The sequence below is a fragment of the Roseovarius litorisediminis genome (assembly GCF_900172295.1).
Classification (GTDB): Bacteria; Pseudomonadota; Alphaproteobacteria; order Rhodobacterales; family Rhodobacteraceae; genus Roseovarius; species Roseovarius litorisediminis.
In genome coordinates, this window is sequence record NZ_FWFL01000007.1 from 164852 (window position 1) to 190914 (window position 26063).

Consider the following 26063-nt stretch of genomic DNA (forward strand, 5'->3'; position numbering starts at 1 on the left):
GAAACCCTTCAGCGCTCACAGTCGGCGCTCAGTAATTCTGCGCCTTGCGGATCTGCGTCATCCGCCGTTCGGCCGCGATGGCCTGCCGCAATGTCCCGATGCCCTCACCCTGCATAACCTTAAGCATTTGCTGGAAAACTTCCGCAGTCGCCACCGCATCACCCAATGCGGTATGGCGCAATTCAGGTGCAATCGACACCCCGAACCGCCCCGCCAGAGCATCCAGCGTATGCGACCCCGTATGCTCAAACAGCGCTGCCGAAAGCAAAACAGTACACAAAACCGGCTGCGAGAATTTTCGACCGATCTGCTGTTCCTTCAGGCGCAGGAAAGCAAGATCAAATGGTGCGTTATGTGCAACTAAAACAGAGTCTTGGCAAAAATCATGAAACCGCTTTCCAGCCTCGGAAATACCCGGGGCATCGACCACCATATCGTCGGTTATATGATGCACGGCCGTTGTTGCCGCCGGAATCGGACGCCCCGGATTGACCAGCGTCTCAAACACTTCCCCTCGGAGCAGGCGACCATTTACGATACGCACACCCGCAATCTGAACGATCTCGTCCCCATTACTGGGAGACAACCCTGTGGTTTCGGTATCAAACACGACGAACGATAGCTCAGACAATGGACGGTCGGCCATATCATCGTCGAGTGCAACGGCGGGAAGATTGAAATCGTAAAACTCCGGCCTTGCCTCCGACGCACTCAGCACCGGCTCTCCTGCAGCGACAAGTGGTAGCACGATACGATGACCATCTGCCTGGATCTCCGACCAAATCTCGGTTCGATGACCATCAAGAACATCACGCCCGGTATACTGGCCATACCCCCCTGAAATTGGCTGCTGCACCCAGGCATCAATCAGACCATCTGGCGTTTCCTCGCCATTCCAGATGATGGTCAACCAGACCTCGTGGTCATGTGGTTCAGCTTTCAGAGTGATGTCGTGACGCGTTTCAGACTTGGCCAATCCGTTTAGAACCAGGGCTAAAAGCCCGACAATCGCGAACCCGTCACATCGCATAAATTGCGAGCCGCCTACTGAATCCAGCTTCGTAATTCCCCGGGCCCTGAGTGCATCAAAAATGTCCTCGGCGGCCACTTCCGTCATCGGCCAGTGCCGCGACGCAGCCGAACCATAACGCGGGCCTGTATCGCTGAGGCAGGTGAACAGACGGTCGACCTCTTCACGCATTGCCGCATTGAATGTAGCACGGGTCTTGGCGGGCATATCGCCGTCCTCCTGCAGCACGTCGAGAACAGCACTCAACGCAGCAGCCGGGCGGCGCACCTGCTCCAGCATGGTGTTGAAAAGATGGTCTCTTTCGGCATGGACTTGCAGATCCTCAGTGGCGTCGTGAAAAATTAACACGTGGCCCAACCGTTCCTCATCCGAGATAACCGGGCTGATCCGGGCAAGAAAGAAACGGGATCCGTCTGCGCTGGCCGCCAGAAAGCTTTCAGCCTCGATCTGCCCGCGGGCGTATTTGGATTCCATCCGTTTTAGCGCATGTTCCAGCGGTTCGGGACGCAGAAAGGCCTGAATTCTTCGATCCAGACCAAGCGCGCCCAGCAACTGCTGGGCAACGCGGTTATACAGCATCACCCGGTTATCCGGCGTCAGAACAACAGCCCCTTCGGCCAGATCATGCAACAGCGTTTCAAACAGCGCCTTCTCACGGTTGATCCGCGCCGTTTCAAGCGCGACGGCGTGCTCCTGTGCCGCTCGCGCCTCGGACAGGGCATCATGAATGGTGCTGACTGCCGGTGCCAGCGCCCCCAGATACCGCGCCTGTTTTTCGTCGATGTCGGCATCAACGCCCGCCCGTGCACGCGTGTTCAGCTCCGACGCCAGTGCCAGGATCGGTTTTGCCACGTTTTCATCAAACAGAAGCCCAACCCAGGCGGCCAGCCCCAGCAGACCGAAACCGGCGACTATTCCTGCCGTGACATAGCCTTCGACCGGGCCGCCCATGCGTGTATACCCCAGCCACAGGCCCCCGCAGATGGCAATCGACCCGCCCAAAGCAAGGGCTGCGAAAAACAACGCAAAGCGCAGTCTCAGACCAAATCGTTCAGCCATTGGGGGTCTCCCCCAGCAACGCGCTGATCTCGTTTGTCAGATCGCTGGTGGCAAACGGTTTTGTCAGAAACGCATCTGCCCCAAGGGCCAGCCCCTTGCGCCGTTCAACTTCACCGCCACGTGCCGTCATCATCAAAATCTTGAGATGCTTCAGCGACGGATCCTTGCGTATGATCTGGCAGATTTCATAACCCGAACGCTCGGGCAGCATGACATCCAGAACCACAAGATCAGGACATTCCTCGGCGAGGGCCGCAATGGCATCATTGCCTGTCGCCACACGTCGCAGCCTATACCCCTTTCGACCGATCAGAAATTCCAACGCCAATGCAATATTGTCTTCGTCTTCGACCAGAAGAATTGACTTTGCAGACATTGGACTCTCCTTTGCAGTCAGCCTTTGCAGATGGCCCGGATTAGCGGATCATCAGCGCCAGCCGTGATCCAATTGGCCGCTGCCGGGTCAGCCAGGCTTTTATCGGTCACCACTGAGCGCGCCTGCATTTCACAATTGACCAGTTGGGGCTTTATCGCAGTAGGCGACCAGCGGGCAAAAAGGTAAAGATCTACCATCTGAGTGTCGGGTGCATCTGGGTTTTTGCGAATACTGCGCGTATCCAATGTCATCAGGCGCGTGGTCTGTGGGGCAAGGTATGTCCAGGGTTTCCAGTATTTCTTTTCTTCGGCGCTGTAGATCACAACCAAACCTTCGGGCAACTCGGCTGTGACGCGCCCAGCCCAGCTATATTCCGACCAAATGGTATAACCGAGCATGGCCAGCCCTGCCGCCACTGGTATGATCGAGCGCGGCAAACGGCCACCGGTGAAAACATTCAGCACCATCACAAGGCCGGCAACGCCGATCCCGGCCGCAAATGTCGCAATCAATTCAAAAAACATAGTTACCCCAAACTTCCCCGGCCCTGTCCAAGGGCCGATTGCATTGTCTTGATTACCATAAATGCATCGCGCAGGTGGTTACGTTCAAGGTCGGATAATTGATTGGGCGCCATGAAGTTGTCCGGCGCCTCGCCCGCCCTGATCTGCGCCGCCTGGTGACGCAACCGCGTTTCCGCAATCAGATCGTAGGCATCAATCAGGTCCCGGGCACCGGATTCGGACACGATACCGGCTTCGCGCGCAGCTTTCAGCCGGTCATACGTGTTGACCGCTTTAATCGCGCCTTCCAGGGCATAGACCCGGCCCAGATCGACCACCGGCACCACCCCAGAATGTTTCAGATCAACCTTGTTTTTATGCTCGCCCGACCGGATTAACGCAAAGCCCCGGAACAGGCTAAGAGGCGGCGTATGCTTGAGCGAATTTGACACCATATGCGCCACAAAGATCGAGTTGGCACGGGCCCGCGTCAGCACCTGCTGCTGAAGCTCATCAAACAGCCCGTTTTCGCCTGAAATGGGCCGCAGATCAAACATGACCGAGGCCAGCATCTGCGCCTCGTTGTCGGGTTCAGATATCCACTTGTTAAAGTATTCGCGCCAAACACGGATCGGCTGACGCCAACGCGGGTTGGTGGCCATCATGTCACCGGGGCAATAGACAAATCCGCAGGTGTTTAACCCGTCCGATACGAACTGTGCCATCTCAGCAAAATAGTCGTCATGTTCGGGCTTGAACGCATCGTCCAGGATCAGACAATTATCCTGATCCGAAACACCGGTCTGTTCGCGCCGCCCCTGGCTGCCACAAGCAAGCCACAGATAGGGCACTGGCGGCGGGCCAAGCTTTTTTTCCGCCAATCCCAAAAGGCGATGGGTGATCGCATCGGTGATATCCGTGATCCGGCGGGTGATGGCGTTCGGGCGGGCCCCGGCACTAACCAGCTGTGTCAACAGGGTTGGTACCCGTGTCATCACTGCAGCCATATCGTGTGCATCTTCAGCCTGCACGATATCGGCAATCATGTGGCTTGCTGTGGCGGCCTGCTGGCGGAACAGATCAGTCTTACCAACCATCCCGACAATTTGCGCGTTCACCACCACCGGCAGGTGGTTAATACCATGATCCGACAGCATCATCAGCGCATCCAGCCCCAGGGCATCTGGTGCAATGGTCATCGGATCCGGTGTCATGATCTGGTGCACTGGCACATCACCGGTCAATCCTTCGGCCAGCACTTTGTTGGTCAGGTCATGGGCCGTGATGATACCTTTGAGCGCGCTGCCGTCCATCACCACAACAGACGAGATGCTATGCGCGCGCATCATCTTTGCCACATCGGTAATCGTGCTGTCCGATGCGCAGGAAATCGGTGTTGCACTCATTAGGTCCGACACCTGCAGCGCGGTCAGCCCGGTGGCATATGGCCCGTCATCCGATGTCATGGATGATGACGGGCGGGCCCGCTCGAACCATATTTCAAACTCGGGCACGCGTTCGATCAGATCGAAAAATATTTTCGGCGGGATCAACAACAAAGTTGAGGCCTCCGTCGCACGCGCGGTCAGCATGGCCAGCCCGTCGCGCAGTAACCCGCGTTCGCCCATAATATCACCAGGCCCGCGACGAGACACCAGATCAGCGTGGCTAGAAACGATATCCAACGCACCGCTTTCCACCAGATAAAGCCCCGCCAACCGGGCGCCTTCTGAAAACAGGATTTCACCCTCGCGCGCCTCAATCCGGGTGATACCCGGCGCGATCTCGGCGCGCAGGGCCTCGGGCAACATATCAAACGGCGCGTGTTGCTTGAGGACGTCCAGAATGTCCGAAGGGTCGTCAGCCATGATCGCCGGTATCCTCTGTCAGTGCTTTGTTCAGTGTATCTAAAAGAGAGCCCTGTGCCCGGAAATATCGGGGGCCGTGTCCGGTCATGATATCCTGATGATCGGACCAGAAGAACTATAGGGGGCACATTCTTTGCGCCCCCTAAAAGATTTTACCTTAACAATCAGTGATCGGTCGCAGCACCGGCACCTTTAGGTACGCGTACACTTTCAACCAGATCACGGATATGTTGCGGTGTCGGCTTGGTCATTCCGGCAACCGTATAGGCAACCGCAAAGTTGATCATCGCCCCAATCGCACCAAACGAGGTGGACTTGATCGTTCCCAGCAGCGGATCAGCGTCAGTAAAGCTGTTCGTGTCTGGGATAAAGAACCAACCCTTGTGCAGGAAGATATAGACCAGCGTAACGGTCAGACCGGCCAGCATGCCTGCCACGGCTCCGTGATTGTTGATCTTCTTCGAGAAGATCCCCATCATCAGCGCCGGGAAAATCGACGCCGCCGCCAGACCAAAGGCCAAGGCCACAGTTTGCGCCGCAAAGCCCGGAGGGTTGAGGCCCAGATAGGTGGCCACGACAATCGCGATACCCATGGCAACACGGGCCGACAACAGCTCGCCTTTTTCGCTGATGTTGGGGTTGAATTGCCCCTTGATCAGGTCATGGCTGACCGCCGACGAAATCGCAAGCAGCAGGCCGGCAGCGGTTGAAAGCGCCGCCGCAAGACCACCCGCCGCAACCAGACCGATGACCCAGCTTGGAAGGTTGGCAATCTCGGGGTTGGCGAGTACCAGGATATCGCGGTTAAAGTTGGTCAGCTCATTGCCGGTCCAGCCGTTTTCAGCCGCTTTTGCCTGCATCGCTTCGGATTTATCATTGTAGTATTGAATATATCCGTCGCCGTTCTTGTCTTCCCAGCCCAACAAGCCCGTTTTCTGCCAGGTGGCCATCCAGTCATATCTGGCTTCGTTTTCGATCTGTTCAACCGATACGGCCTGTGCGTCTGTACCATTTGGCCACATGAGTTCAGTGATGTTCAGACGCGCCATGGCACCAACTGCCGGTGCTGTCAGATAGAGCAATGCAATGAACACCAGTGCCCAACCGGCAGACCAACGTGCATCGGCCACTTTAGGAACGGTGAAAAAGCGCATGATGACATGGGGCAGACCAGCCGTACCAATCATCAGGCTAAGCGTGAACAGAACCATGTTCAGCGTATCAGCGTGATGCGCGGTGTATTCGGCAAAACCCAGTTCAGCAACAATCGCATCCAGCTTGGCCAACAGGGGCTGGCCGCTGGCGACGTGATCCCCAAACAGGCCAAGGGCCGGGATAGGATTACCCGTCAGTTGCAACGAAATAAAGATCGCCGGAATGGTGTAGGCCATGATCAGCACGCAGTATTGTGCCACCTGCGTATAAGTCACGCCTTTCATCCCGCCCAGAACAGCATAGGCAAACACCACACACGCGCCGATCAACAGGCCAGACGTGTTTGAGATTTCCAGGAACCGGCCAAAGGCCACGCCGACGCCAGTCATCTGGCCGATCACATATGTGGTCGAGGCCACGATCAGACAGATCACCGCCACCAGACGCGCAGTGGGGCTATAGAAACGATCACCAATAAACTCGGATACGGTAAACTTACCGAACTTGCGCAGGTAAGGGGCCAGCAATAGAGCCAGCAGAACATAACCGCCGGTCCAGCCCATCAGGAAGGACGAGTTGTCATAGCCGGTAAAGGCAATCAGGCCCGCCATCGAGATGAACGAAGCCGCCGACATCCAGTCAGCCGCCGTTGCCATACCGTTGGTGACGGGGTGAACGCCACGGCCCGCCGCGTAAAATTCTGATGTTGAACCCGCACGGGCCCAAATCGCGATGCCGATGTAAAGCGCAAAAGACGCGCCCACAAACAGCAGGTTAATTGTAAACTGATCCATTTGGTCAGGCCCCCGTTATTCTTCGCCGACGCCGTGTTCGGCATCAAGTTTGTTCATGCGCCAGGCGTAAAAGAAGATCAGGCCAAGAAAGACCAGGATCGACCCCTGTTGCGCAAACCAAAAGCCAAGGTCAGTTCCGCCTACCGCGATACCCGAAAGCATTGGGCGCAGCAGAATGCCAAAGCCAAAAGAAACCAGAGCCCAGATTACCAGGCTCCAGAGGATTAGCCGCACATTGGCCTTCCAATATGCATTGTTTTCAGAGTTGTCGGACACGTCCCGTCCTCCCTTTTCAGGTTTCCTCACCCCGATGCAGGACCATCCTGCACCGGCCTTTTCCTTATGCGCTTGCCTTGGCGACAATCGCATTCAGCTGGGTACCGATGGCGCCAATGTCGTCCATCGCATCAACGCGCCGAAGAACACGTTTGAAATCGTAGTAAGCAATCAGCGGCGCGGTTTGGGCGTGATAGGCTTTCAGCCGCTCTGCCACGGTTTCTGCATTGTCATCGGCGCGGCGCTTCATCTCGGTACCTCCGCACTGGTCACAGGCGCCTGCCTTGGCAGGGGTCTTGTAGGTGTCGTGATAGCCTTCACCGCAGCCCGCACATGTATACCGGCCCGAGATCCTTTCGATCATTGCGTCATCTTGCACCTCAAGCGAAACAACTGCATCCAGAGACAGCCCCTTGTCAGCCAGCAGGCCATCCAGCGCCTCGGCCTGAGCAACCGTGCGTGGAAACCCGTCAAAGATAACTCCTGCCGCCGCATCGGGCTGATCCAGGCGGTCATTGACGATGGCAATGACAATGTCATCGCTGACCAGACCGCCAGCCTTCATAACCTCGTCCGCCGCCTTGCCCGCTGATGTGCCACGGGCCACGGCTTCGCGCAGCAAATCACCGGTCGATAGCTGCACCAGCCCGTGACCATCAGTCAGCATGCGGGCCTGAGTACCCTTACCCGCCCCCGGAGGACCAAGCAGAATTAGGTTTGGCGCTTTTTGCGCTGAATTCAATCCACTCATATCCTGATCTCCTTTTCTGGTGTCACTTTGCGTGAACACTGTTGGCAATCAGGTCGTCCACGACAGCCGGTTCAGCCAGCGTCGATGTATCACCAAGGCTACCGGTGTCGTTTTCGGCAATCTTGCGCAGGATACGGCGCATGATCTTACCCGAGCGGGTTTTCGGGAGGCCCGGCGCCCATTGGATCACGTCCGGCTTGGCAATCGGGCCAATCTCGGTACGGACCCATGTTTCAAGCTCTTTGCGCAGCTCTTCCGTGGCCTCGACCCCTTCCATCAGAGTGACGTAGGCATAGATGCCCTGCCCCTTGATATCGTGCGGATACCCCACCACGGCGGCCTCGCTGACAGCGGCATGGGCGACCAGTGCGCTTTCGACCTCGGCCGTGCCCATCCGGTGACCGGATACGTTGATCACGTCATCAACGCGGCCGGTGATCCAGTAATAGCCATCCTCGTCACGGCGGCAGCCGTCACCGGTGAAATAATAACCTTTGAACATCTCGAAATAGGTCTGCACAAACCGCTCGTGATCGCCCCAGACGGTGCGCATCTGACCCGGCCAGCTATCCTTGATCGCCAGCACGCCTTCGGTTGCGCCAACCAGTTCATTTCCCTTGTCGTCCAGAATGATCGGCTGCACGCCAAAAAACGGCTTGGTGGCCGAACCGGGTTTTGTTGGGATGGCACCGGGTAGTGGCGCAATCAGAATGCCGCCGGTTTCAGTCTGCCACCAGGTGTCAACGATCGGGCATTTTCCTTTGCCGACATTCTCGTTGTACCAGGTCCACGCCTCGGGGTTGATCGGCTCGCCGACCGAGCCCAGAATGCGCAGACTGCTCAGGTCACTGCCTTCAACCGGCGCGGTGCCCTTGCCCATCAGCGCGCGAATGGCAGTGGGCGCTGTGTAAAACTGGGTAACTTTGTGCTTTTCGCAAACCTGCCAGAACCGTCCCGCATCGGGGTAGGTTGGCACGCCCTCGAACATCACGGTGGTGGCGCCATTGGCCAGCGGGCCATAGACGATATAGCTGTGGCCGGTGACCCAGCCGACATCGGCGGTGCACCAGTAAATATCACCCTCTTGATAGTCGAAAACATATTGATGCGTCATCGCGGCATAGGTCAGATAGCCACCGCTGGTATGTACAACACCTTTGGGCTGCCCCGTGGAGCCCGAGGTATAAAGAATGAACAGCGGATCTTCGGCGCTCATTTCTTCAGCCGGGCAATCGGCGGTTACAGTTTTGCGGATATCTTCGAAATGTACATCGCGCTTGTCGTCCCAGGTTGTCTGCTCGCCTGTGCGCTTGACTACCAGCAGCTTCACATGATCATCGCAACGGCGCAGCGCCTGATCACAGTTGGTTTTCAGATGGGTCACGCGGCCGCCGCGTGGCGCCCCGTCAGCCGTGATGACAACCTTGGCGTCAGATCCGTTGATCCGGTCTGCCAATGCATCCGCCGAAAACCCCGCGAATACGATCGAATGAATGGCGCCGATCCGCGCACAGGCCAGCATCGCATATGCAGCCGCCGGGATCATCGGCAGATAGATCACGACCCGGTCGCCTTTACCTATACCCAGTTCTTTCAGCACATTGGCAAACACCGACACTTCTTCATGCAACTGCTTGTAGGTAATATGCTGTGCTGCGTCCTCGGGCGAATCCGGCTCCCAGATGATCGCGGTCTGGTCACCACGGGTTGCCAGATGCCGGTCGATACAATTGGCCGCAACGTTCAGCGTACCCTCTTCGAACCACTTGATCGAAACATTGCCATAAGCAAACGAAGTATTCTTGACGGTATTGAATGGCTTGATCCAATCCAGACGCAGGGCTTGCTCACCCCAAAAACCATCGGGGTCTTCAACAGATTTACTGTATAGCGCCTCGTATCCGTCCGCATCGACATGCGCACTTGCAGCAATTAGATCAGATGGAGGGTAAATTGTTTTTGCTACTGCAGCATCCGCTGAATGATCAGCCATATCGGTTCTCCTCATACATTACGAAAAAATTCGATGCGCGCCCTTGAAAAGCGCCTCCTGTATCCCTTCGTATACAATAGGGAAATTTTTGTAAAAAAATACTATCCATCTTTTATCAATAACTTTTTTTGTGAATACAGTTACGGTAATGCAGGGCATTTTTGTAATATAATTTACAAATCGGAATTATCTCTTGAAATTCAAAGGCCCGCATCACTCATGAAAACCTCTGGCGCTCATCAATGCCGCAACGCAGCGCCTGAAACTGAATTCCAATTAACAAATATCTGATGAGAGCCCGCCACCTGCCTGTTCGGGTCGACAAAAAGAAGATCCAAGCGACTCGGCATTTTACCTAGGGTAGATTTTCAATTCGACCGGATCCTCAGGCTTGGCGCGGATCTCAAGACGCCAGCAGCGACCCGTCATGCATTTCAGAACCCATTGACGGAAATCGGCTGGTTCAGCCGTGACAATGCCAGATGGCCTTTTGCGCCCCAGTGTCGAGATGCCAAATTTCAGGAAGAGCGATAGATATTTTCAAAAGACCTTATGGCAAAGATCAGTTTTGGTTCATCTGCGACAGGCTCTCCGCCGCTTTTTTCAGAACAGGCAGAAAGCCCAAAAGACCAGTAATGCTCTGGCGCTGCAGCGGCGCGTGCGCCGCCAGCGTGGCGATCAGACGTTGCTGAATGTCAACGATGGGCACGGCGACCGCCACCATTCCCTCCATGAATTCCTGGTCGTCCGTGGAATATCCCCGCTCACGGATTTCCTGTAAATCCCGGCGCAACTGCTCAGGCTGGGTTTTCGTCTGACCGGTGTGTTTTTCCAGCTCACGCGCTGACAGGAAGGCCTCTAGCGTAGCGGGCCTTAAGGTTGACAGATACATTTTGCCGCTGGCCGTGCAGTGAAACGGAACCTGTGTACCAATCGGCAACTGGATCCGTAGGGGCCACTTGGTTTCAACACGGTCAAGATAGGTCATGCCTTCGCGATCCGGGGTGGCGATGTTGCAGGTTTCACCGATCTCCTCGGCAACCCCTTTCAGGATCGCGAGCCGGGCTGTTCTTAAATGCACCGACGACATTGTATTCACCGCCATTTCGCGCATGCGCGGCCCCGGCCCGTAGGATCTCCCATCCAGATCGCGCTGCAGAAAACCTTCAGCCTCGGCCGTTTGCAACAGTCGATGGATCGTAGGTTTTGGTAAACCCAGCTTTTCACCCAGAACCGAGGGTTTCACGGCAACCCCCAGACGGGCCACCTCTTCCATGATCAGCAGTAACCTCAGGTTTGTAGGCAGCTGCTGGCCTTTATGGGCTGGTCCGTCTGCGGGCATTATTACTTCGTCGTCTATCTGTTAGGAAGCAAGATCAAAGCAAGGTCCGGCACAAGAGCCACTAAAACCCAGACGCTGATCAGCGCTGCAAGGTATGGCACCGTATAGCGAAGCAGGCGGAAATAGGGAACTCCCGTTACCCCCGATGCGACATATAAGTTCAGGCCATAGGGCGGTGTGATAAACCCAATCGAGGCCCCCACCAGGAAAATCACTGAAAAGTGGATCGCATCAATCCCGACCGAGGCCGCAATTGGCGCCAGGATAGGTGCAAGGATAATCGTAACCGGCAGACTTTCCAAAATCATGCCCGCGAAGAAAACGATGACCATCGACGTAAATAGAACTGCATAGTAGCCCCCCATTCCCGTTACGAAATCACCAATGATCTGTTGCGCCCCCAGGGCCGAAAGCACTTGCTGCATGGCAATGGACACCGCAATCAGCGGCGCCAGAATCCCCGTGATCTGGGCAGACCGCACTACGATGCCGGGGATTTGGGCTATGGTAAAGCCACCGACCACGAACATCTCGGTAAAGCCCTTTTCGGTGACCGGCGTGTCGTCGTCAGACTTTAGTATCTTGTTAATCGGATAGCAGATCAGCCCGACGATGATACAAAACCCAACAGTCACGCCTGCCGCCTCGGTGGGTGAGAATTTTCCGGTGTAGATGCCCCAAAGCACCAGACCAATGGCAAAGAAACCCAGCCAGGCCCCAAAAGCCGTTTTAAGCACCCGGTTCAGTTGCAGCGGAATCAGGTGGCCCCAGCCATTCAGGCGACAGATGATCCAGCAGGCAAATTGCATGCCAACCACCATCAGGGTGCCTGGCAGAATGCCTGCCACAAACAGATCCGAAATTGGCAGGTTCATCAGGAAACCGTAAACGATAAAAATGATCGACGGCGGAATGATGATACCGACGGTACCGCCCGCGGCAGCAGTGGCCGCCGAGAACCGCTCGTCATAGCCACCTTTGACCATCTCAGGGTGTAGCATAGAACCGATAGTGGCCGTCGTGGCCGAGTTCGAGCCCGAGATGGCAGCGAAAAGCCCGCAAGCCCCAAGGGCCGCCATGGCGAGACCGCCACGTAGCCAGCCCAGACAGGCATAGGCGAAATCCGACAGCCGCTTGGCAATGCCGGACATGTTGATCAGGTCGCCGGTAAGGATGAACAACGGCATAGCCAGCAGCGCAAATCCTTTGTTGAAAGTGTTCATCAACTCGGACCCGGTGTTATCAAAGGTCAGTCCCAGAACCGCGCTGCACCCGATGGTCCAGTAGAAAATGACCAAAAGCACCGGTGTGCCCAGCATGAACAAAAAGGTCACCCCGATTGAGATGAGCGTGATCAGGTTGCCATCGGTCATTATACATCCCCCCCGATAACAGATTGCTGGATCAACGGAGCCCCGGTGCGGAAATTGCGAATATCCTCAAGATAGTTCTCAAGTACGCGGGCTGCCATCAGGACAAACGAGATCGGCACGGTGATGATAAACCACCACTGCAGCACGTCGTCGGTACCCAGAACAATCTGAAAGTTTGCCGCCGAATTGGCGGTGACACGCGCCGTCGTGGTTACCGCGATAACGCAGAAGCCGAACCAAAGAAACGCATCCAGTGTAAGGGTGGCCATCTGCATGACACGCGGCATGTTCGAACGGAATTCGTTGAAACTCAGGTGAGTGCGCAGTTTGACGTTATAGGAACAGCCAAACCAGACCATAACCATAAACAAGAGGGGCGGAATGGTCGATGACCAGGGTGGTTGCCCGTTCAGCACAAACCGCTGGACAACGCCGGAAAAAATGATCCAGGCGATGATAAGGTAGGAATAGACGATAATGAACCGCTCAAGGTGGCGGTCCAGAAAAGGGAGGGCGCGAAAGAGTGCCAGTATGCCCAAAGCACTAATCAGTATCAGCACCCCAAAGAACAGATAGCCCCCGTCGGTATTAAAGGCCAATTTCATCTCGAATGAATCGTTGGTCAGTATGGAAGCAGCGGCATCGCCTGCTTCGGTCCAGATCGACATTCTGGCTCCCCCTTTTGATGGATGGCCTCTGCCACGTTATCGGGCAGATGGTACCATCGGGCCGACCTGTTCAAACAGACCGGCCCGAACTGCTTGGCTTGGGTTTATGCTTTCCACCAGCGGCGGGGTTCGACATTTTCCGGCTTCATGTCAGCAGGAACCTGACGCGCGATGTCATAGATTTCCTGATAAGTGTCGATACCACCGGCCCATTTGTTCAGGCGTTCGCGCCAGTCGGTCCAGAGATCCGGCTGGAATTCCGGCGAACACATTTCTTCGGCCATCTTGATCTGGTCATCAGCAAGGAAGGCGTTGCGCACGTTGTTCTCGGCAAAAATCGTGCCCGGCAACTGCGGGTCCGAATGGCCGACGGTTTTGACAAGCGCTGCCTCGTTGGCGGCCTGCACATGCGTCTGCGCCCAATACGACGATTCCAGAACGGCATCCTGCAACTCGCCTGACAGGCTATCAAAGACGCCAGCGTTCATCGAGGTATGTTCGGTCCCGCAGAAGAACTTCAGATCAACCGATTGGCTGACCACCGGCGACATGTTGGCATAAGCCACGGCCGAGGCCCATGTCTCAGCACCGTCAATCAGGCCCTGCTTCAGACCATCAAGAGTTTCCTCCCAGGCCACTGGCACCGGGTTAAGGTTGAGAGCCTGCATCGCGATACGCCCAAGCTGTGTGCCGGTGACGCGGTTTTTGGTGCCAAACAACTCTTCAATCTTGGTTACGGTAGGCTTGTCTTCCCAGCCGAGACCCAGTTGGATACCGCGCAATTCGCAGTGACTGAAAAGGAATTTCAGCCCGTGACGTTTTTCCAGCGGATCGCGCAGAATGCGCTGCGATTCCGGGCTGTAGAGGAAGTGGTATTGCGATGCCCGGCCTGGGAACATGTATGCGTAATCCAGCACGTTGAGATAAGGCGCGCCCCCGGCAGAGTTCTGGGTCGATGCGGCGTAGATATCGACGATACCCTGCTGGGCTTTTTCAACGCAGGACGTTTGACCACAGATCTGGTTGTCACCGACAAACTCGATTCGAATCTCGCCATCCGTGCGCGATTCAAGATCACGGGCAAATTCCAGAGCGCCCGCGCGTTCAATCAAAAGGTTGCGCGCGTTAAAGCCGGCTGCACCAAATTTCAGCGTGTGCTTGGCCTCTTTGGCAAATCGTTTTTCATAAGTCGATTCTGCCGCATTTGCCAGGTTTGCAAGGCTCATCGCCCCCCCGAAAGTGCCGGCCGCCATGAGCGTCGAGCTCATACCATACTGGCCCGCAAGCCTGAAAAGATCCCGCCGTGAAATGCGGCCCAGATTATTCTCGATACCCATGTTATTCCTCCCTAGGGTCAATTATTGAGACTTTTTGTTTCAAAAAATGCTAGTATAGTTCTTTCATTCTGGCTAGACTTTTTTTCATCAACACACGGAGGGATGTATTTTGGAGGCTGATTTTGTCGTAATCGGTGCGGGCTCGTCCGGCTGTGTGATTGCCAACCGGCTAAGTGCCAAGCCCGGCAATCGGGTCATCCTGCTTGAGGCGGGTGGCAAAGATACAAACCCATGGATTCACATCCCGGTCGGGTATTTTAAAACCATCCACAATCCCAAAGTCGATTGGTGTTATAAGACCGAGCCTGACCCCGGCCTGAACGGACGCTCCATTGAATGGCCCCGCGGCAAGGTTCTGGGTGGCTCTTCATCCCTGAACGGGCTGCTTTACGTTCGTGGACAGTCGCAGGATTATGACCGCTGGCGTCAGATGGGCAATGTTGGCTGGGGGTGGGACGATGTCCTGCCTCTATTCAAGCGCGCAGAAAACAACGAACGCGGCGCTGACGAATTTCACGGCGATCAAGGGCCTTTGTCGGTGTCGAACATGCGCATTCAAAGACCGATCACCGATGCCTGGGTCGCCGCTGCCCAGGCTGCAGGGTATCCGTTCAACCCCGACTACAATGGCGCGACACAGGAAGGCGTCGGTTTCTTTCAGCTTACATCCCGCAAAGGCCGACGGTGCAGTGCGGCAGTGGCCTATCTCAATCCAGTCAAAAACCGAACAAACCTGCAGATTATAACTCATGCTCAGGTCGACAAGATTGATATCCAAGACAAGCGCGCCACAGGTGTGTCCTACAGAGACCGCGCCGGAAACGTTCAGACAATTACCGCCCGTCGCGAGATCATTTTGTGCGGCGGTGCCATCAACTCGCCCCAGCTGCTGATGTTGTCGGGGATTGGTGAGGCCGAACAACTACAGCATCACGGTATCAAGGTGGAACACGACCTGCCCGGCGTTGGCAAGGCAATGCAGGATCACCTGCAGGCGCGACTTGTCTACAAATGCAACGAACCCACCCTGAACGATGAAGTCAGCACGCTGATGGGACAGGCGAAAATCGGTCTGAAGTACGTGTTGTTCCGCTCAGGGCCAATGACCATGGCCGCCAGTTTGGCCACGGGCTTTCTCAAGACGCGTAGTGATCTGGAAACACCGGATATTCAGTTTCATGTCCAGCCTCTGTCTGCGGAAAACCCTGGCAAGGGCGCCGATAAATTTTCGGCATTCACCATGTCAGTATGTCAATTGCGGCCCGAAAGCCGTGGAGAAATACGGCTGGCCAGTGGTGATCCCAGGGCCTACCCCAAGATCATACCGAATTACCTGTCGACCGAAACCGACTGCCGCACGCTTGTTGCCGGGGTCAACATCGCGCGTAAAATTGCCCGGCATGCACCGCTGACTTCAAAAATTTCGCAAGAGTATCGCCCACATGCCGATCTGGATATGAATGATTACGATGCCACACTGAACTGGACACGCGGCAATACAGCGTCGATTTACCATCCGACCGGCACCTGCAAGATGGGAAAAGGGGCCGATGCCGTGGTGGACGACAAGTTATGCGTCCACGGCATCCAGGGCCTGCGCGTTGCTGATTGCTCTATCATGCCCGAAATTGTGTCCGGAAATACCAACGCCCCGGCCATCATGATCGGGGAAAAGGCCAGCGACCTTTGCCTTGGCGCCTGAACTGTTTGCGGAAACATCTGCCTGCTGACAGTCCGGTCTTGCAGATATTTTAAGGGATCAAATCACCCTGCCCGCCTTCGGCAAGGCGTCCCCTTCAAGCCTGCGTACCTTCGAAGAAGGTTCCGTTGCAACTCGAAATGCTTCGATATCCGCTGTTTGCCGCCACAACATTCAAAATGGTTTGTCCAACGTGATTCCGCAAAACCCTATTTTTCGGTGATCTTGGTTTCGGACGTGTTGGATTGCACAGGCGACTTGTTCGGCCGGGTGACACCCAAGTGACACCCGTCAAAAACCGCCGTACACCGACAGCGAAAGCACGACGCAACTAACTTATTGATATTTGTTATTTAAGTGGTGCCCGGGGGCGGAATCGAACCACCGACACGAGGATTTTCAATCCACTGCTCTACCCCTGAGCTACCCGGGCACGGGGAACGCTGACGCGTTCGGGTTCCGGCGTTCTAGGCGAGGGCGAAGGGGGTGTCCAGAGGGTTTGGTAAAATTTTCAATGTGGTTTCACCGACGCCTGCTCGACCGCTTCGATCGCGGCCTCGATATCCTCGGGGTCACGGGAGGGAACGGCATAGGTACCATCCAGCCATTTGCCCAAATCAATGTCGGCGCAGCGTTTGGAACAAAAGGGCCGAAACCTTGTATCAGCATCTCTTTCACAGATTGGACAGGTCACGTTGGCACCTCACTCAGAGCAATTCGGTCGCGTTTACGTTGCAATTCAAAATGCCCCAGAGGGGTCCAGCCGACAAGGGCGGTTTCCACCTGGTCGGTGCGAAAAGCAGCCCGCAAGGTCGTTTCAAACTGACGGCGATCTTTTTTTCCCATGGGGGCCAGATCCAGCGTGATCTGCCCGCCAATACCCCGCAGGCGCAGCTGGCGGGGTAGTTCCCGCGCTGCAGCAAGGTTCGCTTTGAGGCCAGCTGCGGCTGAGGCATCCCCGCCAGTGTTGACGTCAACCGCCGTAAGCGCTCGTGTTGGTTCGATATAAACAGAGGCACCACCGGACAGTTCAACACGTGCACCGCGCAAGTCGTCGATTTGATCCAGGATACCAAGCTCGGAAAAAGACCCGGGATCAGTGATCACCTCGGCAGGTGCTACCCATTCGCGCCAGGCCAGCGCATGCGGACTGTCACCTTCGGTCAGTGTTTCGGCGCCAGCACCGGTAGCATCTGCCATGATTGCCTGAGCAAGACCATGCATTGCACGAATATCTTCCGTGATCTCAACGGCATCCGCGGTCTCGCACGAGGATCGCAGAATCAGTCCCATCTCAGTGCCACCCATTTCGGCATGCGCAATCTCAAGAAGCGAGTCGCGCAATTTTTCATCCTTGATGGTGCGCGAAATATTAAGCCCCGGCGCGGAAGGGGTAACAATGGCATATCGGCTTTTGAAAAGAAGTTTTGACGTAACCGGCAGCGCTTTACCCGGTTCGGCGTATCCGGTTACTTGCACCAAAATAGGTTGGCCGGGCGACAAACCTTTGATTTGCCTTAAGAACGCGGATCCATCAGGGGTCTGCAAAAACATCCCCCCCTGCCCTTTGACGGGGCGATCTGCAATAGCGCGATAGATAGCGCCGGGACGGGGTTGATCGGTATCAAGCAAAAGATCTTGCAGACGGCCGTCAGCCAGCAGGGCTGCGGCTTCGAATCCATTAACGTGATCCAGAACGATGGTGCGGCCTTTCATCGATGCTCCTTGTAAATCGGGTAACCTGCGGCCCTGAGCAAACCGGCTGTCTCGGCGAGTGGCAAACCGACGACCGCTGTAAAAGACCCTTGTATCCAAGGGATTAGCGCGCCCGCGGGACCTTGAATACCGTATCCGCCAGCTTTTCCCTGCCAGTCGCCGGTAGCCAGATAAGCGTTCAGGTCTTCGTCGGACAGGCGCTTCATCTTAACGTTTGTCACAACGTCCTGCTCCCACAGGTTCGCTCCACGGCGTATGGCAACAGCAGTGATCACACGGTGGCGCCGCCCCGATAGTGACAAAAGAAATTCAGCCGCGTCACCGGCATTGTCGGGCTTACCCAAAATTCGGCGACCAAGGGCCACAGTGGTATCGGCCGACAGTACGATGTCATTGGCATCAGCTTGTACCGCCCACGCTTTTTCCCGCGCCATCCGGACGCAATAGGGGCGGGGCAATTCGGCCTTCAGGGGGGTCTCATCTATATCGGGCGGGCGGATGTCATCCGCCACAACCCCGATCTGCGCCAGCAGTTCCCGCCGACGCGGACTGCCCGATCCGAGGATCAAACGCATTTGATATCAATCGCTTACTTAAAGCGATAGTTGATCCGACCCTTGGTCAGATCATAAGGTGTCATCTCAACCTGCACCTTGTCGCCAGCCAGAACACGGATGCGATTCTTGCGCATCTTGCCTGCCGTATGTGCGATGATCTCATGGCCGTTTTCCAGCTCGACCCTGAATGTCGCGTTCGGCAGGAGTTCCTTCACGACACCGGGAAATTCGAGCAATTCTTCCTTGGCCATGGTCTCTCCTTTGTTAGTTTTTCCGCCCTTTCGCGGAACGAGGCCTTAAATGGGCCTATTCCGCGTTTTTTTCAAGGGGATAATCACCCAAGCCGCTGAGGTGTGACATGCGCGTCGCGGCCCGGTTGCTCGTCCCAGTGGGTGCGGCCTAGAACCCGACCGTCCACGCGCACATGGGCAACGGCAGAAAGATCAACAGTGGCGTAGGTCCAGCCGGGGACGTTAAGCGCGCCTTGAGATATCACTCCGGTATCGGGAAAGCCGGTATCGGGTGGGCCGAAGATGCCGCCCATGCCGGTGTTGGCCTCAACCACATCGTTCCATGGCGCAGGCCCGACGAGCGAGGCCATAACAGCCACGCACTGATTTTCCAACGCCCGTGCCATCGCCCCGATACGGACCCGCCAATAGCCAGAAAGCGTCTCGGTACACGAAGGGGAAAGGATCAGGTCGGCATCGGTCAAGGCCCTGCCCAGCAAGGGAAATTCGGAATCGTAGCATATCAAAGTGGCGATATTTCCAAGGCTGGTCTCAAAGACGCGCAAGGGCCCGCCCGGGGCCATGTTCATCGGCTCGCGTTCGTAGCGGGTCATGATCTGTTTGTCCTGAATGCCGCGCCCGCCGGTGGGGGAAAACAGGGTTGATCGGTTGACCGGACGGTCGCTTATGGTGGCGTCAAATACAGGGGCCGAGGCCGACAGGATATGCACGCCGAATTTGGCCGCCAGATCGGCGTGCAGGTCGTCGGCGTCGGGCATTTGGTCGGACACCGCCTGCAGTGACTGCTCAAGATCCCCGGCCACGTCGGCCCCGGACAGCATTGCCAGCTCCATCGCCCCATACTCAGGAAAGACCAGCAGCTCGGCACCCTGCCCTGCCGCATCGGCCACCCATGTCGTAATTTTTGTCGCATAATCAGCCCAGTTTGTTAACGGATCGAGCGGATAGGCAGCAGTGGCGATTTTCATCAGAACCTCCCGGCAGGTTGGCGTGTAAAGGCGTTTCGAAATAAACTTGAGGCACAAGTTTTTTCGAAGCGCCTGTAACATCAATAGGTTACATGCGCTTCGAGACAACCCATGATTCAGGTTCATCGTGAAACGCTTTATTTCTCCAGGATTTGTACACAGTTTTCATAAGGTCACCAGTTCCCGCGAGTGCTTTGGGTGAAAATTATTAATGCCCCACGCCACAGACTGGTGCGGTCTGCGCAAAGTCCGCTGGCTGAAAGTAGCACGATGCGCGATCGGTTTACGCAAACAATCAGCCACCACAAACGCCCGCAGCGTTGCTGGCTATGCACGCAGCCCCTGCCCCAAGGCACCGGCCAGGGGCCGATAACGAGACAAAAAGCGCGCGCCCAAAGGCGCGCACCGTTCTTGGACACCCCGCTTACCAAAGGGCAATCCAACCTTATTGCGGGATGCGCAACACCTGACCGGGATAGATTTTATCGGGGTGGCTAAGCATCGGCTTGTTGGCCTCGAAAATCTCTTCGTAACGTGCGCCATTGCCCAGAGTTTTCTTAGCGATGGCCCAAAGCGTGTCGCCCTTCTGTACCTCGTGGAACACCGGATCGCTGCCACCCGCACTATCCTCGACTGCCGCGACACCTTCAATGTTGCCCACCGCCAGAATCACCTTTTCCTTGGCTTCCTGACTGGCCGCTGTGCCCGTCACCTTGACGACATCGCCGTCGACTTCGATCTCAAGCCCTTCAGCATCCAGACCCAGACCCGCGACCTCTTTTTTCAAGGCGTCGGCATCAGGGGTGTCGTCGATCCCGAAAAGCGATTTCCCCGACGTCTTCATGAAATTCCACAGTCCCATATCATGCCTCCATAGCAATTTGATGGGCACATTCTTTACCTGGTGCGCGGACCCGGCAAAGGGGAAACAATTTCAGGCGGCCTCACCATCGGTGAATTGCAGCCGGGCAAGGCGGGCATAAAGGCCATCCTCGACCACCAGACTGTCATGGGTCCCCTGCGCCACGACACGCCCCTGATCCATCACCACGATCCGGTCGGCCTTTTTCACCGTCGCAAGACGGTGCGCCACGATGATGGTGGTGCGGTTGCGGGCCATGGCATCGACAGCACGCTGCACGGCGCGTTCGCTTTCGGCGTCCAAGGCCGATGTCGCCTCGTCCAGCAGCAGAACGGGCGCGTTGCGCAGGATGGCGCGGGCAATGGCGATACGTTGCTTTTGTCCGCCCGACAGCATCACGCCGCGCTCGCCCACATAAGAGTTATAGCCCTCGGGCAGAGCGGTGATGAAATCATGCGCGGCAGCGGCGCGTGCAGCCTCTTCAACCTCGGCGTCCGAGGCATCCAGTCGGCCAAAGCGGATGTTGTCGCGCGCCGAGGCGGCAAAGATTACCGGATCCTGCGGCACCAGCGCCAGATGTTGACGGAACTCGACGCGGGCCATGTCCGCCAGCGAGACACCATCCAATGTGACCTGCCCCACGTCGGGGTCATAAAACCGCTGAATCATCTGGATGATACTGGTTTTGCCCGCGCCCGAGGGGCCGACAAGCGCCACGGTTTCACCCGGTTTGATGTCAAGACTGACATCGTCCAGCGCCGGCGTGCCGGGACGCGAGGGATAGGCAAAGCTGACGCCATGAAACCCAATCGCACCCTTGACCGGTGTGGGCACCGGCTTTGGGCGCACCGGGTCAGTTACCGTGTCGTTTGCCTGTAGCAACTCGATCAACCGTTCGGTCGCACCCGCGGCACGTTGCAATTCCCCCCAGATTTCCGACAGGGCTGCAACGGCGCCTGCGACCATGACCGAGTAGATCACAAACTGCACAAGGCTGCCCGCAGACATGCCCCCGGCGCGCACGTCGCGCGCGCCGATCCACAGCACGCAGACCACACCGGTGAAAACAAGGAAAATCACGATGACAGTCATCGCCGCACGAACGGTAATACGGCGACGCGCCGCGTCATAACTGTGATCAGTCACATCCGCGAATTTGGCGCGTGTAGCGCCTTCGTGGGTAAAGGCCTGAACGGTCTGAACTGACAAAAGCGCCTCGGACGCGCTGCCGGAACTGTTGGCTATCCAGTCCTGATTTTCCCGGCTCAGCACCCGCAGGCGGCGGCCAAGTGTCAGGATCGGCACAATAATAAGCGGCACAATCAGAAGCACCATGGCGGCAAGTTTGGGTGAGGTGACCAGCATCAGCCCAAGACCGCCCAGAAAGATCAGAAAATTGCGCAATGCGATCGAGATTGACGAGCCGATAACCGACAGGATCAGCGTGGTATCGGTGGTAATCCGGCTGAGGACTTCGCCTGTCATAAGGCGTTCGAAAAACGCTGGGCTCATGCCGATCACGCGGTCGAACACGGCCTTGCGAATATCGGCCACCACCCGTTCACCCAAACGCGTGACCAGCGCGTAGCGCAGCCCGGTTCCGATGGCCAACAGCGCAGCGATCCCAAGGGCCGCAGTGAAATAACGATCCAGCAGCGCACCATCCTGGGTACTGAAATTGTCGATCACGCGGCGCACCGCCATCGGCAGGATCAGCGAAACACTGGCCGTCAGCACCAACGCCAACAGCGCACCAAATGCCAGAATTTTGTAGGGCTTCAGGAATGGCCACAGTTCGGCGAGCGCACCCACACGTTTCGATTTTTCGCGATCTAGCATATCAGCGCCATTCTCGGCTCTGCGCACCATGGGGATGTTCCTTTTTCACTCGGAAACCGTTCTTGGCTCTGCCGCCCCCAAGGGTCAAGGGGCCAGATAGCCACAGAGGGTGATAATTTGCACTTCGGCAGACAATCCGGCAGGTTCGCGGTCTGGGTGCAACGCGGGCTTGCCCCCTGAAACCGAATGGCTTGCAGTCTTCTATTGAGGTGGGTTTCACAGAAAGTGATTTGAAGCGGCCGGCAGAAATTGAAACGACATCGCCAGCTTTAAAGACAAACGTACCAACCCAAATTATTGCATATATCTTAATGCAAGACCGTAATCTTAACTGAAATTCTTCGGTGACTTGTCAGAGAATATTTTCTGGAGCGGGCGGCGGGAATCGAACCCGCGTCATTAGCTTGGAAGGCTAAGGTCTTACCACTACACAACGCCCGCTCAACAGATTCACCACCTATTTCATAGCAATTCGCACGTCAAGTCCACGATCAAATTTGATTAGGCCGGCTTGCTCCTTTCACGGTCGCAAACGGCCGAAGCTGATGAATTTCATGCAGAAACATCCTGAACTTGACAGAGGGTTATTGTATCATTTGCGCAGTCTGCCTTGGGCAACCGAGCCCTTGGTTTTCAGTATCAGATTGGCGCCGGCATTGGCGATATTGGATTTATTCGTGATAGAGAGTCTGTTCGTGCTTCAATTTTGGCTTCAAAGAACTATCATCGATGCGATAAGACCTTATTTCTTTATCAGGAGTTCGCGTGTCCCTTTTTATAATCGTCGCCCTGCCTTTTTTAGGTGCGCTTTTGCCAGGTTTGATGAATTCTGCAGGGCGGCAGGCCTGTGCGGGCATCACCTTTATCGTATCACTCGCTGCCTTTATTGGCCTGCTGACCAACCTGCCCGCGGTGATTGCGGGCGATCTGGTGACCGCTCGGGTTGATTGGCTGCCGTCGTTGGGTCTGAACTTTACGCTGATGCTGGACGGGTTGGGCTTTTTCTTTGCCAGTCTGATCCTGGGCATTGGCCTTTTGATCATCACCTACGCGCGATTTTATCTGTCGCGTGACGATAATATGGGTGAGTTCTTTACATATCTGCTGCTGTTTCAGGGCGCGATGGTTGGCATTGTCCTAAGCGACAACATACTGCTTTTATTGATTTTCTGGGAATTGACATCGCTCTCGTCCTTTTTGCTGATCGGGTATTGGAAGCATCTGCCCGAAGGGCGCCAGGGCGCGCGAATGGCGCTGGCGGTGACCGGCATGGGCGGGCTTGCCATGGTCGGTGGCATGCTGATTCTTGGCCAGATCGTGGGCAGCTATGACTTGAGTGAAATCCTAAAAAACCGCGAGCTTATTCAGGCATCCCCGCTTTACGTGCCCGCCCTGCTGTTGATTTTGCTGGGTTGTTTTACCAAGTCCGCACAATTCCCGTTTCATTTCTGGCTGCCTCATGCCATGGCCGCGCCGACACCGGTATCGGCCTATCTGCACTCGGCCACGATGGTGAAGGCCGGGATATTCCTGATGGCGCGCATGTGGCCCGTACTGTCGGGTTCACCGGAATGGTTCATGATCGTCACCGGCGCGGGCCTGATCACGATGGTGCTGGGTGCGGTTATCGCGCTGTTCAAGCACGATCTTAAGGCGCTTCTGGCCTTTTCCACGGTCAGCCACCTGGGTCTTATTACCATGCTGTTGGGCACAGGTACCGCCTTTGGCGCGATGGCAGCGGTGTTCCACATCCTGAACCACGCCACCTTCAAATGCGCCCTGTTCATGTCCGCGGGCATCATCGACCACGAGACACATACCCGCGATATCCGGCGCCTGGGCGGCTTGCGGCATCTGATGCCGGTCACCTTTGTCATTGCGACCCTGGCGGCGTTGTCGATGGCAGGCATCCCGCTGCTGAACGGCTTTTTGTCGAAAGAGATGATGCTGGAAGAGACATATCACACGGTTCTTTTCGGGTCGCACTGGCTGGTGCCGGGGCTGGCGGTATTCGGCTCACTTTTTTCGGCGGCCTATTGCTTTCGTCTGATCGGACATGTGTTTCTTGGCTCGGTGCGCGACGATTACCCGTCGAAGCCGCATGATCCGGGTTCGGGCATGTGGCTGCCCCCGGCGCTTTTGGTTGTGCTGGTGGTGGTGATCGGCGCGGCCCCCTTTCTGGCCGAACCCTATGTCCGCCTGGTCACCGAGGCCGTACTGGGCGAGGCTGCAGTGATGCCCGAGGCGCATCTTAAAATCTGGCACGGGCTGGTGCCCGCCCTTTACATGTCAATCGTGGCCGTTGCCGGCGGTCTTGTGTTGCTGGCGGCATATCGCCCCGCTCTGAAGCTGTGGGATGCCACACCACGCCCCGAGGCCAAAACGATCTTCGAAGCCGTCATTGCTGGTGCTGTTTCCATCGCACGCCGCCTGATCCTTCCCCTGCATGATGGCGCATTTACCCGTTACGGTGCCATCATGGCGGTTACGGTCATTGCCGCCGGTGTCCATGCCTGGGGAACCGGCACAATCGGAGAAATCACGCGCGCCATCCAACCTGTCAATGCAATCTCGGTTGCGGGGTGGTTAATGCTGGTGGCGGCAACCTGTGGGCTGACTTTCCTGCATCGCAATCGGCTTTTGTCGTTGATCCTGATCGGGATCGTCGGGTTGATGGTTTCAATTGGCTTTGTGTTCTTCAGCGCCCCGGACCTTGCGATGACGCAGATCACCGTTGAGGTGGTGACAATTATCCTGCTGCTTCTGGCGCTCAACTTTCTGCCCAACCGGACACCGGTTGAAAGCAGCGTACTGCGCCGGACGCGCGACACGGCAATTGCCGTGGCAGGTGGTCTGGCCACAGCGGTGCTTTCGTTTCATTACCTGCTGCGCGACAGCGTGACTTCACCCATCTCGGAGTTTCACCTGGCAAATTCCTACAAGGGCGGGGGCGGTACCAACGTTGTGAACGTTATCCTGGTCGATTTCCGGGGCTTTGACACCTATGGCGAGATCATCGTGCTGGGGATCGCGGCGCTGTTGATATACGCGCTGACTGAAACGCTGTTATCCGGCCCGGTGCGGTCGCGTCTATTGAACCGCAAACCTGATCAACCGCGCGCGGGCGACATGCATCCGATGATGATGGTGGTGCTGACGCGGGTGATGATGCCGGTGGTGCTGATGGTGGGCTTTTACATCTTCCTGCGCGGCCACAACGAACCCGGCGGCGGATTTATCGCCGGGCTGATCGTGTCGATCGGGGTGGTGATGCAATATATGGCCAGCGGCTTTAGCTGGACTTCGGCGCGGCTGCGCTATCCCTATCACGGAATCATCGGGGCCGGGGTTCTGGTGGCCGGGCTGACAGGTATCGGATCTTGGTTTGTCGGCAAGCCCTTCCTGACCTCGGATTTCACCTATGTGCGTATTCCGCCTTTTGAAAAATTTGAGCTGGCCACCGCTGCCCTGTTTGACCTTGGCGTGTTTCTGGCAGTTGTGGGTGCGGTGATGTTGTCGCTTGAAAGCTTCTCGCGACTGGCGCGACGTGCGCATGTAAAAGAAAGCGAGCACGCAATGGACATTGATCCGTCGCGAGACGAGCCAATTGACCCTATTTCACCCGTAGCCAAGGGGGATGTGTAGC

At 56.4% G+C, this 26063-nt stretch carries 21 protein-coding genes and 2 tRNA genes; 2 read left to right on the forward strand and 21 right to left on the reverse strand.

Annotated elements, in window-relative coordinates:
- Nucleotides 1-28 precede the first annotated feature (28 nt).
- The 12 genes from PEL8287_RS14330 to PEL8287_RS14385 form a co-directional block, all read right to left on the reverse strand.
- A complete protein-coding gene (locus PEL8287_RS14330; protein ID WP_085893113.1) occupies nucleotides 29-2089 on the reverse strand; it encodes a 3'-5' exonuclease in 2061 nt (686 codons plus the stop codon).
- Nucleotides 2082-2465 (reverse strand): response regulator transcription factor, encoded by a 384-nt coding sequence (locus PEL8287_RS14335; protein WP_085893114.1) that lies wholly within the window; start codon nucleotides 2463-2465, stop codon nucleotides 2082-2084. Before PEL8287_RS14335 ends, PEL8287_RS14330 begins: the two co-directional genes overlap by 8 nt.
- Nucleotides 2466-2482: 17 nt before the next feature.
- A complete protein-coding gene (locus PEL8287_RS14340; protein ID WP_085893115.1) occupies nucleotides 2483-2989 on the reverse strand; it encodes a hypothetical protein in 507 nt (168 codons plus the stop codon).
- Between the two features lie 2 nt (nucleotides 2990-2991).
- Nucleotides 2992-4836 (reverse strand): DUF294 nucleotidyltransferase-like domain-containing protein, encoded by a 1845-nt coding sequence (locus PEL8287_RS14345; protein WP_085893116.1) that lies wholly within the window; start codon nucleotides 4834-4836, stop codon nucleotides 2992-2994.
- Between the two features lie 164 nt (nucleotides 4837-5000).
- The gene (locus PEL8287_RS14350; RefSeq protein ID WP_085893117.1) at nucleotides 5001-6785 is read right to left on the reverse strand and encodes a sodium:solute symporter family protein; all 1785 of its coding nucleotides are present in this window, start codon (nucleotides 6783-6785) and stop codon (nucleotides 5001-5003) included.
- A 15-nt stretch (nucleotides 6786-6800) separates the two neighbouring features.
- Nucleotides 6801-7061, reverse strand: a complete 261-nt coding sequence (locus tag PEL8287_RS14355; protein ID WP_085893118.1) for a DUF4212 domain-containing protein — start codon at nucleotides 7059-7061, stop codon at nucleotides 6801-6803.
- Nucleotides 7062-7125: 64 nt separating this feature from the next.
- Nucleotides 7126-7812, reverse strand: coding sequence for an adenylate kinase (locus PEL8287_RS14360; protein WP_085893119.1), 687 nt, complete (start codon nucleotides 7810-7812; stop codon nucleotides 7126-7128).
- Between the two features lie 22 nt (nucleotides 7813-7834).
- Nucleotides 7835-9805: an acetate--CoA ligase gene (acs, locus tag PEL8287_RS14365; protein WP_085893120.1), complete on the reverse strand. Its 1971-nt coding sequence runs from the start codon at nucleotides 9803-9805 to the stop codon at nucleotides 7835-7837.
- A 562-nt stretch (nucleotides 9806-10367) separates the two neighbouring features.
- On the reverse strand, nucleotides 10368-11147 hold the full coding sequence (locus tag PEL8287_RS14370) for an IclR family transcriptional regulator (RefSeq protein ID WP_085893121.1): 780 nt from the start codon (nucleotides 11145-11147) through the stop codon (nucleotides 10368-10370).
- Between the two features lie 14 nt (nucleotides 11148-11161).
- Nucleotides 11162-12520: a TRAP transporter large permease gene (locus PEL8287_RS14375; protein WP_085893122.1), complete on the reverse strand. Its 1359-nt coding sequence runs from the start codon at nucleotides 12518-12520 to the stop codon at nucleotides 11162-11164.
- Nucleotides 12520-13188 (reverse strand): TRAP transporter small permease, encoded by a 669-nt coding sequence (locus PEL8287_RS14380; protein WP_085893123.1) that lies wholly within the window; start codon nucleotides 13186-13188, stop codon nucleotides 12520-12522. The genes PEL8287_RS14375 and PEL8287_RS14380 overlap by 1 nt, the downstream gene beginning before the upstream one ends.
- Before the next feature lie 104 nt (nucleotides 13189-13292).
- Nucleotides 13293-14525 (reverse strand): TRAP transporter substrate-binding protein, encoded by a 1233-nt coding sequence (locus tag PEL8287_RS14385; protein ID WP_085893124.1) that lies wholly within the window; start codon nucleotides 14523-14525, stop codon nucleotides 13293-13295.
- A gap of 109 nt (nucleotides 14526-14634) precedes the next feature.
- Here PEL8287_RS14385 and PEL8287_RS14390 point away from each other — a divergent pair, with 109 nt between their 5' ends.
- Nucleotides 14635-16227, forward strand: a complete 1593-nt coding sequence (locus PEL8287_RS14390; RefSeq protein WP_085893125.1) for a GMC family oxidoreductase — start codon at nucleotides 14635-14637, stop codon at nucleotides 16225-16227.
- Nucleotides 16228-16582: 355 nt separating this feature from the next.
- Here PEL8287_RS14390 and PEL8287_RS14395 read toward each other — a convergent pair.
- The 9 genes from PEL8287_RS14395 to PEL8287_RS14435 form a co-directional block, all read right to left on the reverse strand.
- Nucleotides 16583-16657 (reverse strand) — tRNA-Phe (locus tag PEL8287_RS14395).
- Nucleotides 16658-16735: 78 nt separating this feature from the next.
- Entirely contained in the window at nucleotides 16736-16918 is a 183-nt protein-coding gene (locus PEL8287_RS14400) for a DNA gyrase inhibitor YacG (RefSeq protein ID WP_085893126.1), read from the reverse strand.
- Complete coding sequence (locus PEL8287_RS14405; protein ID WP_085893127.1) at nucleotides 16915-17940, reverse strand: ribonuclease E/G; 1026 nt, start codon at nucleotides 17938-17940, stop codon at nucleotides 16915-16917. The genes PEL8287_RS14400 and PEL8287_RS14405 overlap by 4 nt, the downstream gene beginning before the upstream one ends.
- Nucleotides 17937-18515 (reverse strand): Maf family protein, encoded by a 579-nt coding sequence (locus PEL8287_RS14410; protein ID WP_085893128.1) that lies wholly within the window; start codon nucleotides 18513-18515, stop codon nucleotides 17937-17939. Before PEL8287_RS14410 ends, PEL8287_RS14405 begins: the two co-directional genes overlap by 4 nt.
- A gap of 14 nt (nucleotides 18516-18529) precedes the next feature.
- On the reverse strand, nucleotides 18530-18748 hold the full coding sequence (gene infA / locus PEL8287_RS14415) for a translation initiation factor IF-1 (RefSeq protein WP_007205486.1): 219 nt from the start codon (nucleotides 18746-18748) through the stop codon (nucleotides 18530-18532).
- Between the two features lie 83 nt (nucleotides 18749-18831).
- Nucleotides 18832-19716: a carbon-nitrogen hydrolase family protein gene (locus tag PEL8287_RS14420; RefSeq protein ID WP_085893129.1), complete on the reverse strand. Its 885-nt coding sequence runs from the start codon at nucleotides 19714-19716 to the stop codon at nucleotides 18832-18834.
- A gap of 445 nt (nucleotides 19717-20161) precedes the next feature.
- Complete coding sequence (gene lysM, locus PEL8287_RS14425) at nucleotides 20162-20578, reverse strand: peptidoglycan-binding protein LysM (RefSeq protein WP_085893130.1); 417 nt, start codon at nucleotides 20576-20578, stop codon at nucleotides 20162-20164.
- Nucleotides 20579-20650: 72 nt separating this feature from the next.
- Nucleotides 20651-22447, reverse strand: a complete 1797-nt coding sequence (locus PEL8287_RS14430) for an ABC transporter transmembrane domain-containing protein (RefSeq protein WP_085893131.1) — start codon at nucleotides 22445-22447, stop codon at nucleotides 20651-20653.
- A 337-nt stretch (nucleotides 22448-22784) separates the two neighbouring features.
- Nucleotides 22785-22858: transfer RNA gene (locus PEL8287_RS14435), tRNA-Gly, on the reverse strand.
- 324 nt (nucleotides 22859-23182) lie between these two features.
- On the opposite strand from PEL8287_RS14435, the gene PEL8287_RS14440 reads away from it, so the two are divergent.
- Complete coding sequence (locus PEL8287_RS14440) at nucleotides 23183-26062, forward strand: monovalent cation/H+ antiporter subunit A (RefSeq protein ID WP_085893132.1); 2880 nt, start codon at nucleotides 23183-23185, stop codon at nucleotides 26060-26062.
- Nucleotide 26063: the final 1 nt, after the last annotated feature.

Coding starts and splice junctions, on each gene's coding strand:
- PEL8287_RS14420 (WP_085893129.1), bottom strand. CDS start 19,716: ATGAAAATCGCCACTGCTGCCTATCCGCTCGATCCGTTAACAAACTGG.
- PEL8287_RS14350 (WP_085893117.1), bottom strand. CDS start 6,785: ATGGATCAGTTTACAATTAACCTGCTGTTTGTGGGCGCGTCTTTTGCG.
- PEL8287_RS14345 (WP_085893116.1), bottom strand. CDS start 4,836: ATGGCTGACGACCCTTCGGACATTCTGGACGTCCTCAAGCAACACGCG.
- acs (WP_085893120.1), bottom strand. CDS start 9,805: ATGGCTGATCATTCAGCGGATGCTGCAGTAGCAAAAACAATTTACCCT.
- PEL8287_RS14410 (WP_085893128.1), bottom strand. CDS start 18,515: ATGCGTTTGATCCTCGGATCGGGCAGTCCGCGTCGGCGGGAACTGCTG.
- PEL8287_RS14370 (WP_085893121.1), bottom strand. CDS start 11,147: ATGCCCGCAGACGGACCAGCCCATAAAGGCCAGCAGCTGCCTACAAAC.
- PEL8287_RS14360 (WP_085893119.1), bottom strand. CDS start 7,812: ATGAGTGGATTGAATTCAGCGCAAAAAGCGCCAAACCTAATTCTGCTT.
- PEL8287_RS14385 (WP_085893124.1), bottom strand. CDS start 14,525: ATGGGTATCGAGAATAATCTGGGCCGCATTTCACGGCGGGATCTTTTC.
- PEL8287_RS14380 (WP_085893123.1), bottom strand. CDS start 13,188: ATGTCGATCTGGACCGAAGCAGGCGATGCCGCTGCTTCCATACTGACC.
- infA (WP_007205486.1), bottom strand. CDS start 18,748: ATGGCCAAGGAAGAATTGCTCGAATTTCCCGGTGTCGTGAAGGAACTC.
- PEL8287_RS14375 (WP_085893122.1), bottom strand. CDS start 12,520: ATGACCGATGGCAACCTGATCACGCTCATCTCAATCGGGGTGACCTTT.
- lysM (WP_085893130.1), bottom strand. CDS start 20,578: ATGGGACTGTGGAATTTCATGAAGACGTCGGGGAAATCGCTTTTCGGG.
- PEL8287_RS14330 (WP_085893113.1), bottom strand. CDS start 2,089: ATGGCTGAACGATTTGGTCTGAGACTGCGCTTTGCGTTGTTTTTCGCA.
- PEL8287_RS14335 (WP_085893114.1), bottom strand. CDS start 2,465: ATGTCTGCAAAGTCAATTCTTCTGGTCGAAGACGAAGACAATATTGCA.
- PEL8287_RS14430 (WP_085893131.1), bottom strand. CDS start 22,447: ATGGTGCGCAGAGCCGAGAATGGCGCTGATATGCTAGATCGCGAAAAA.
- PEL8287_RS14405 (WP_085893127.1), bottom strand. CDS start 17,940: ATGAAAGGCCGCACCATCGTTCTGGATCACGTTAATGGATTCGAAGCC.
- PEL8287_RS14340 (WP_085893115.1), bottom strand. CDS start 2,989: ATGTTTTTTGAATTGATTGCGACATTTGCGGCCGGGATCGGCGTTGCC.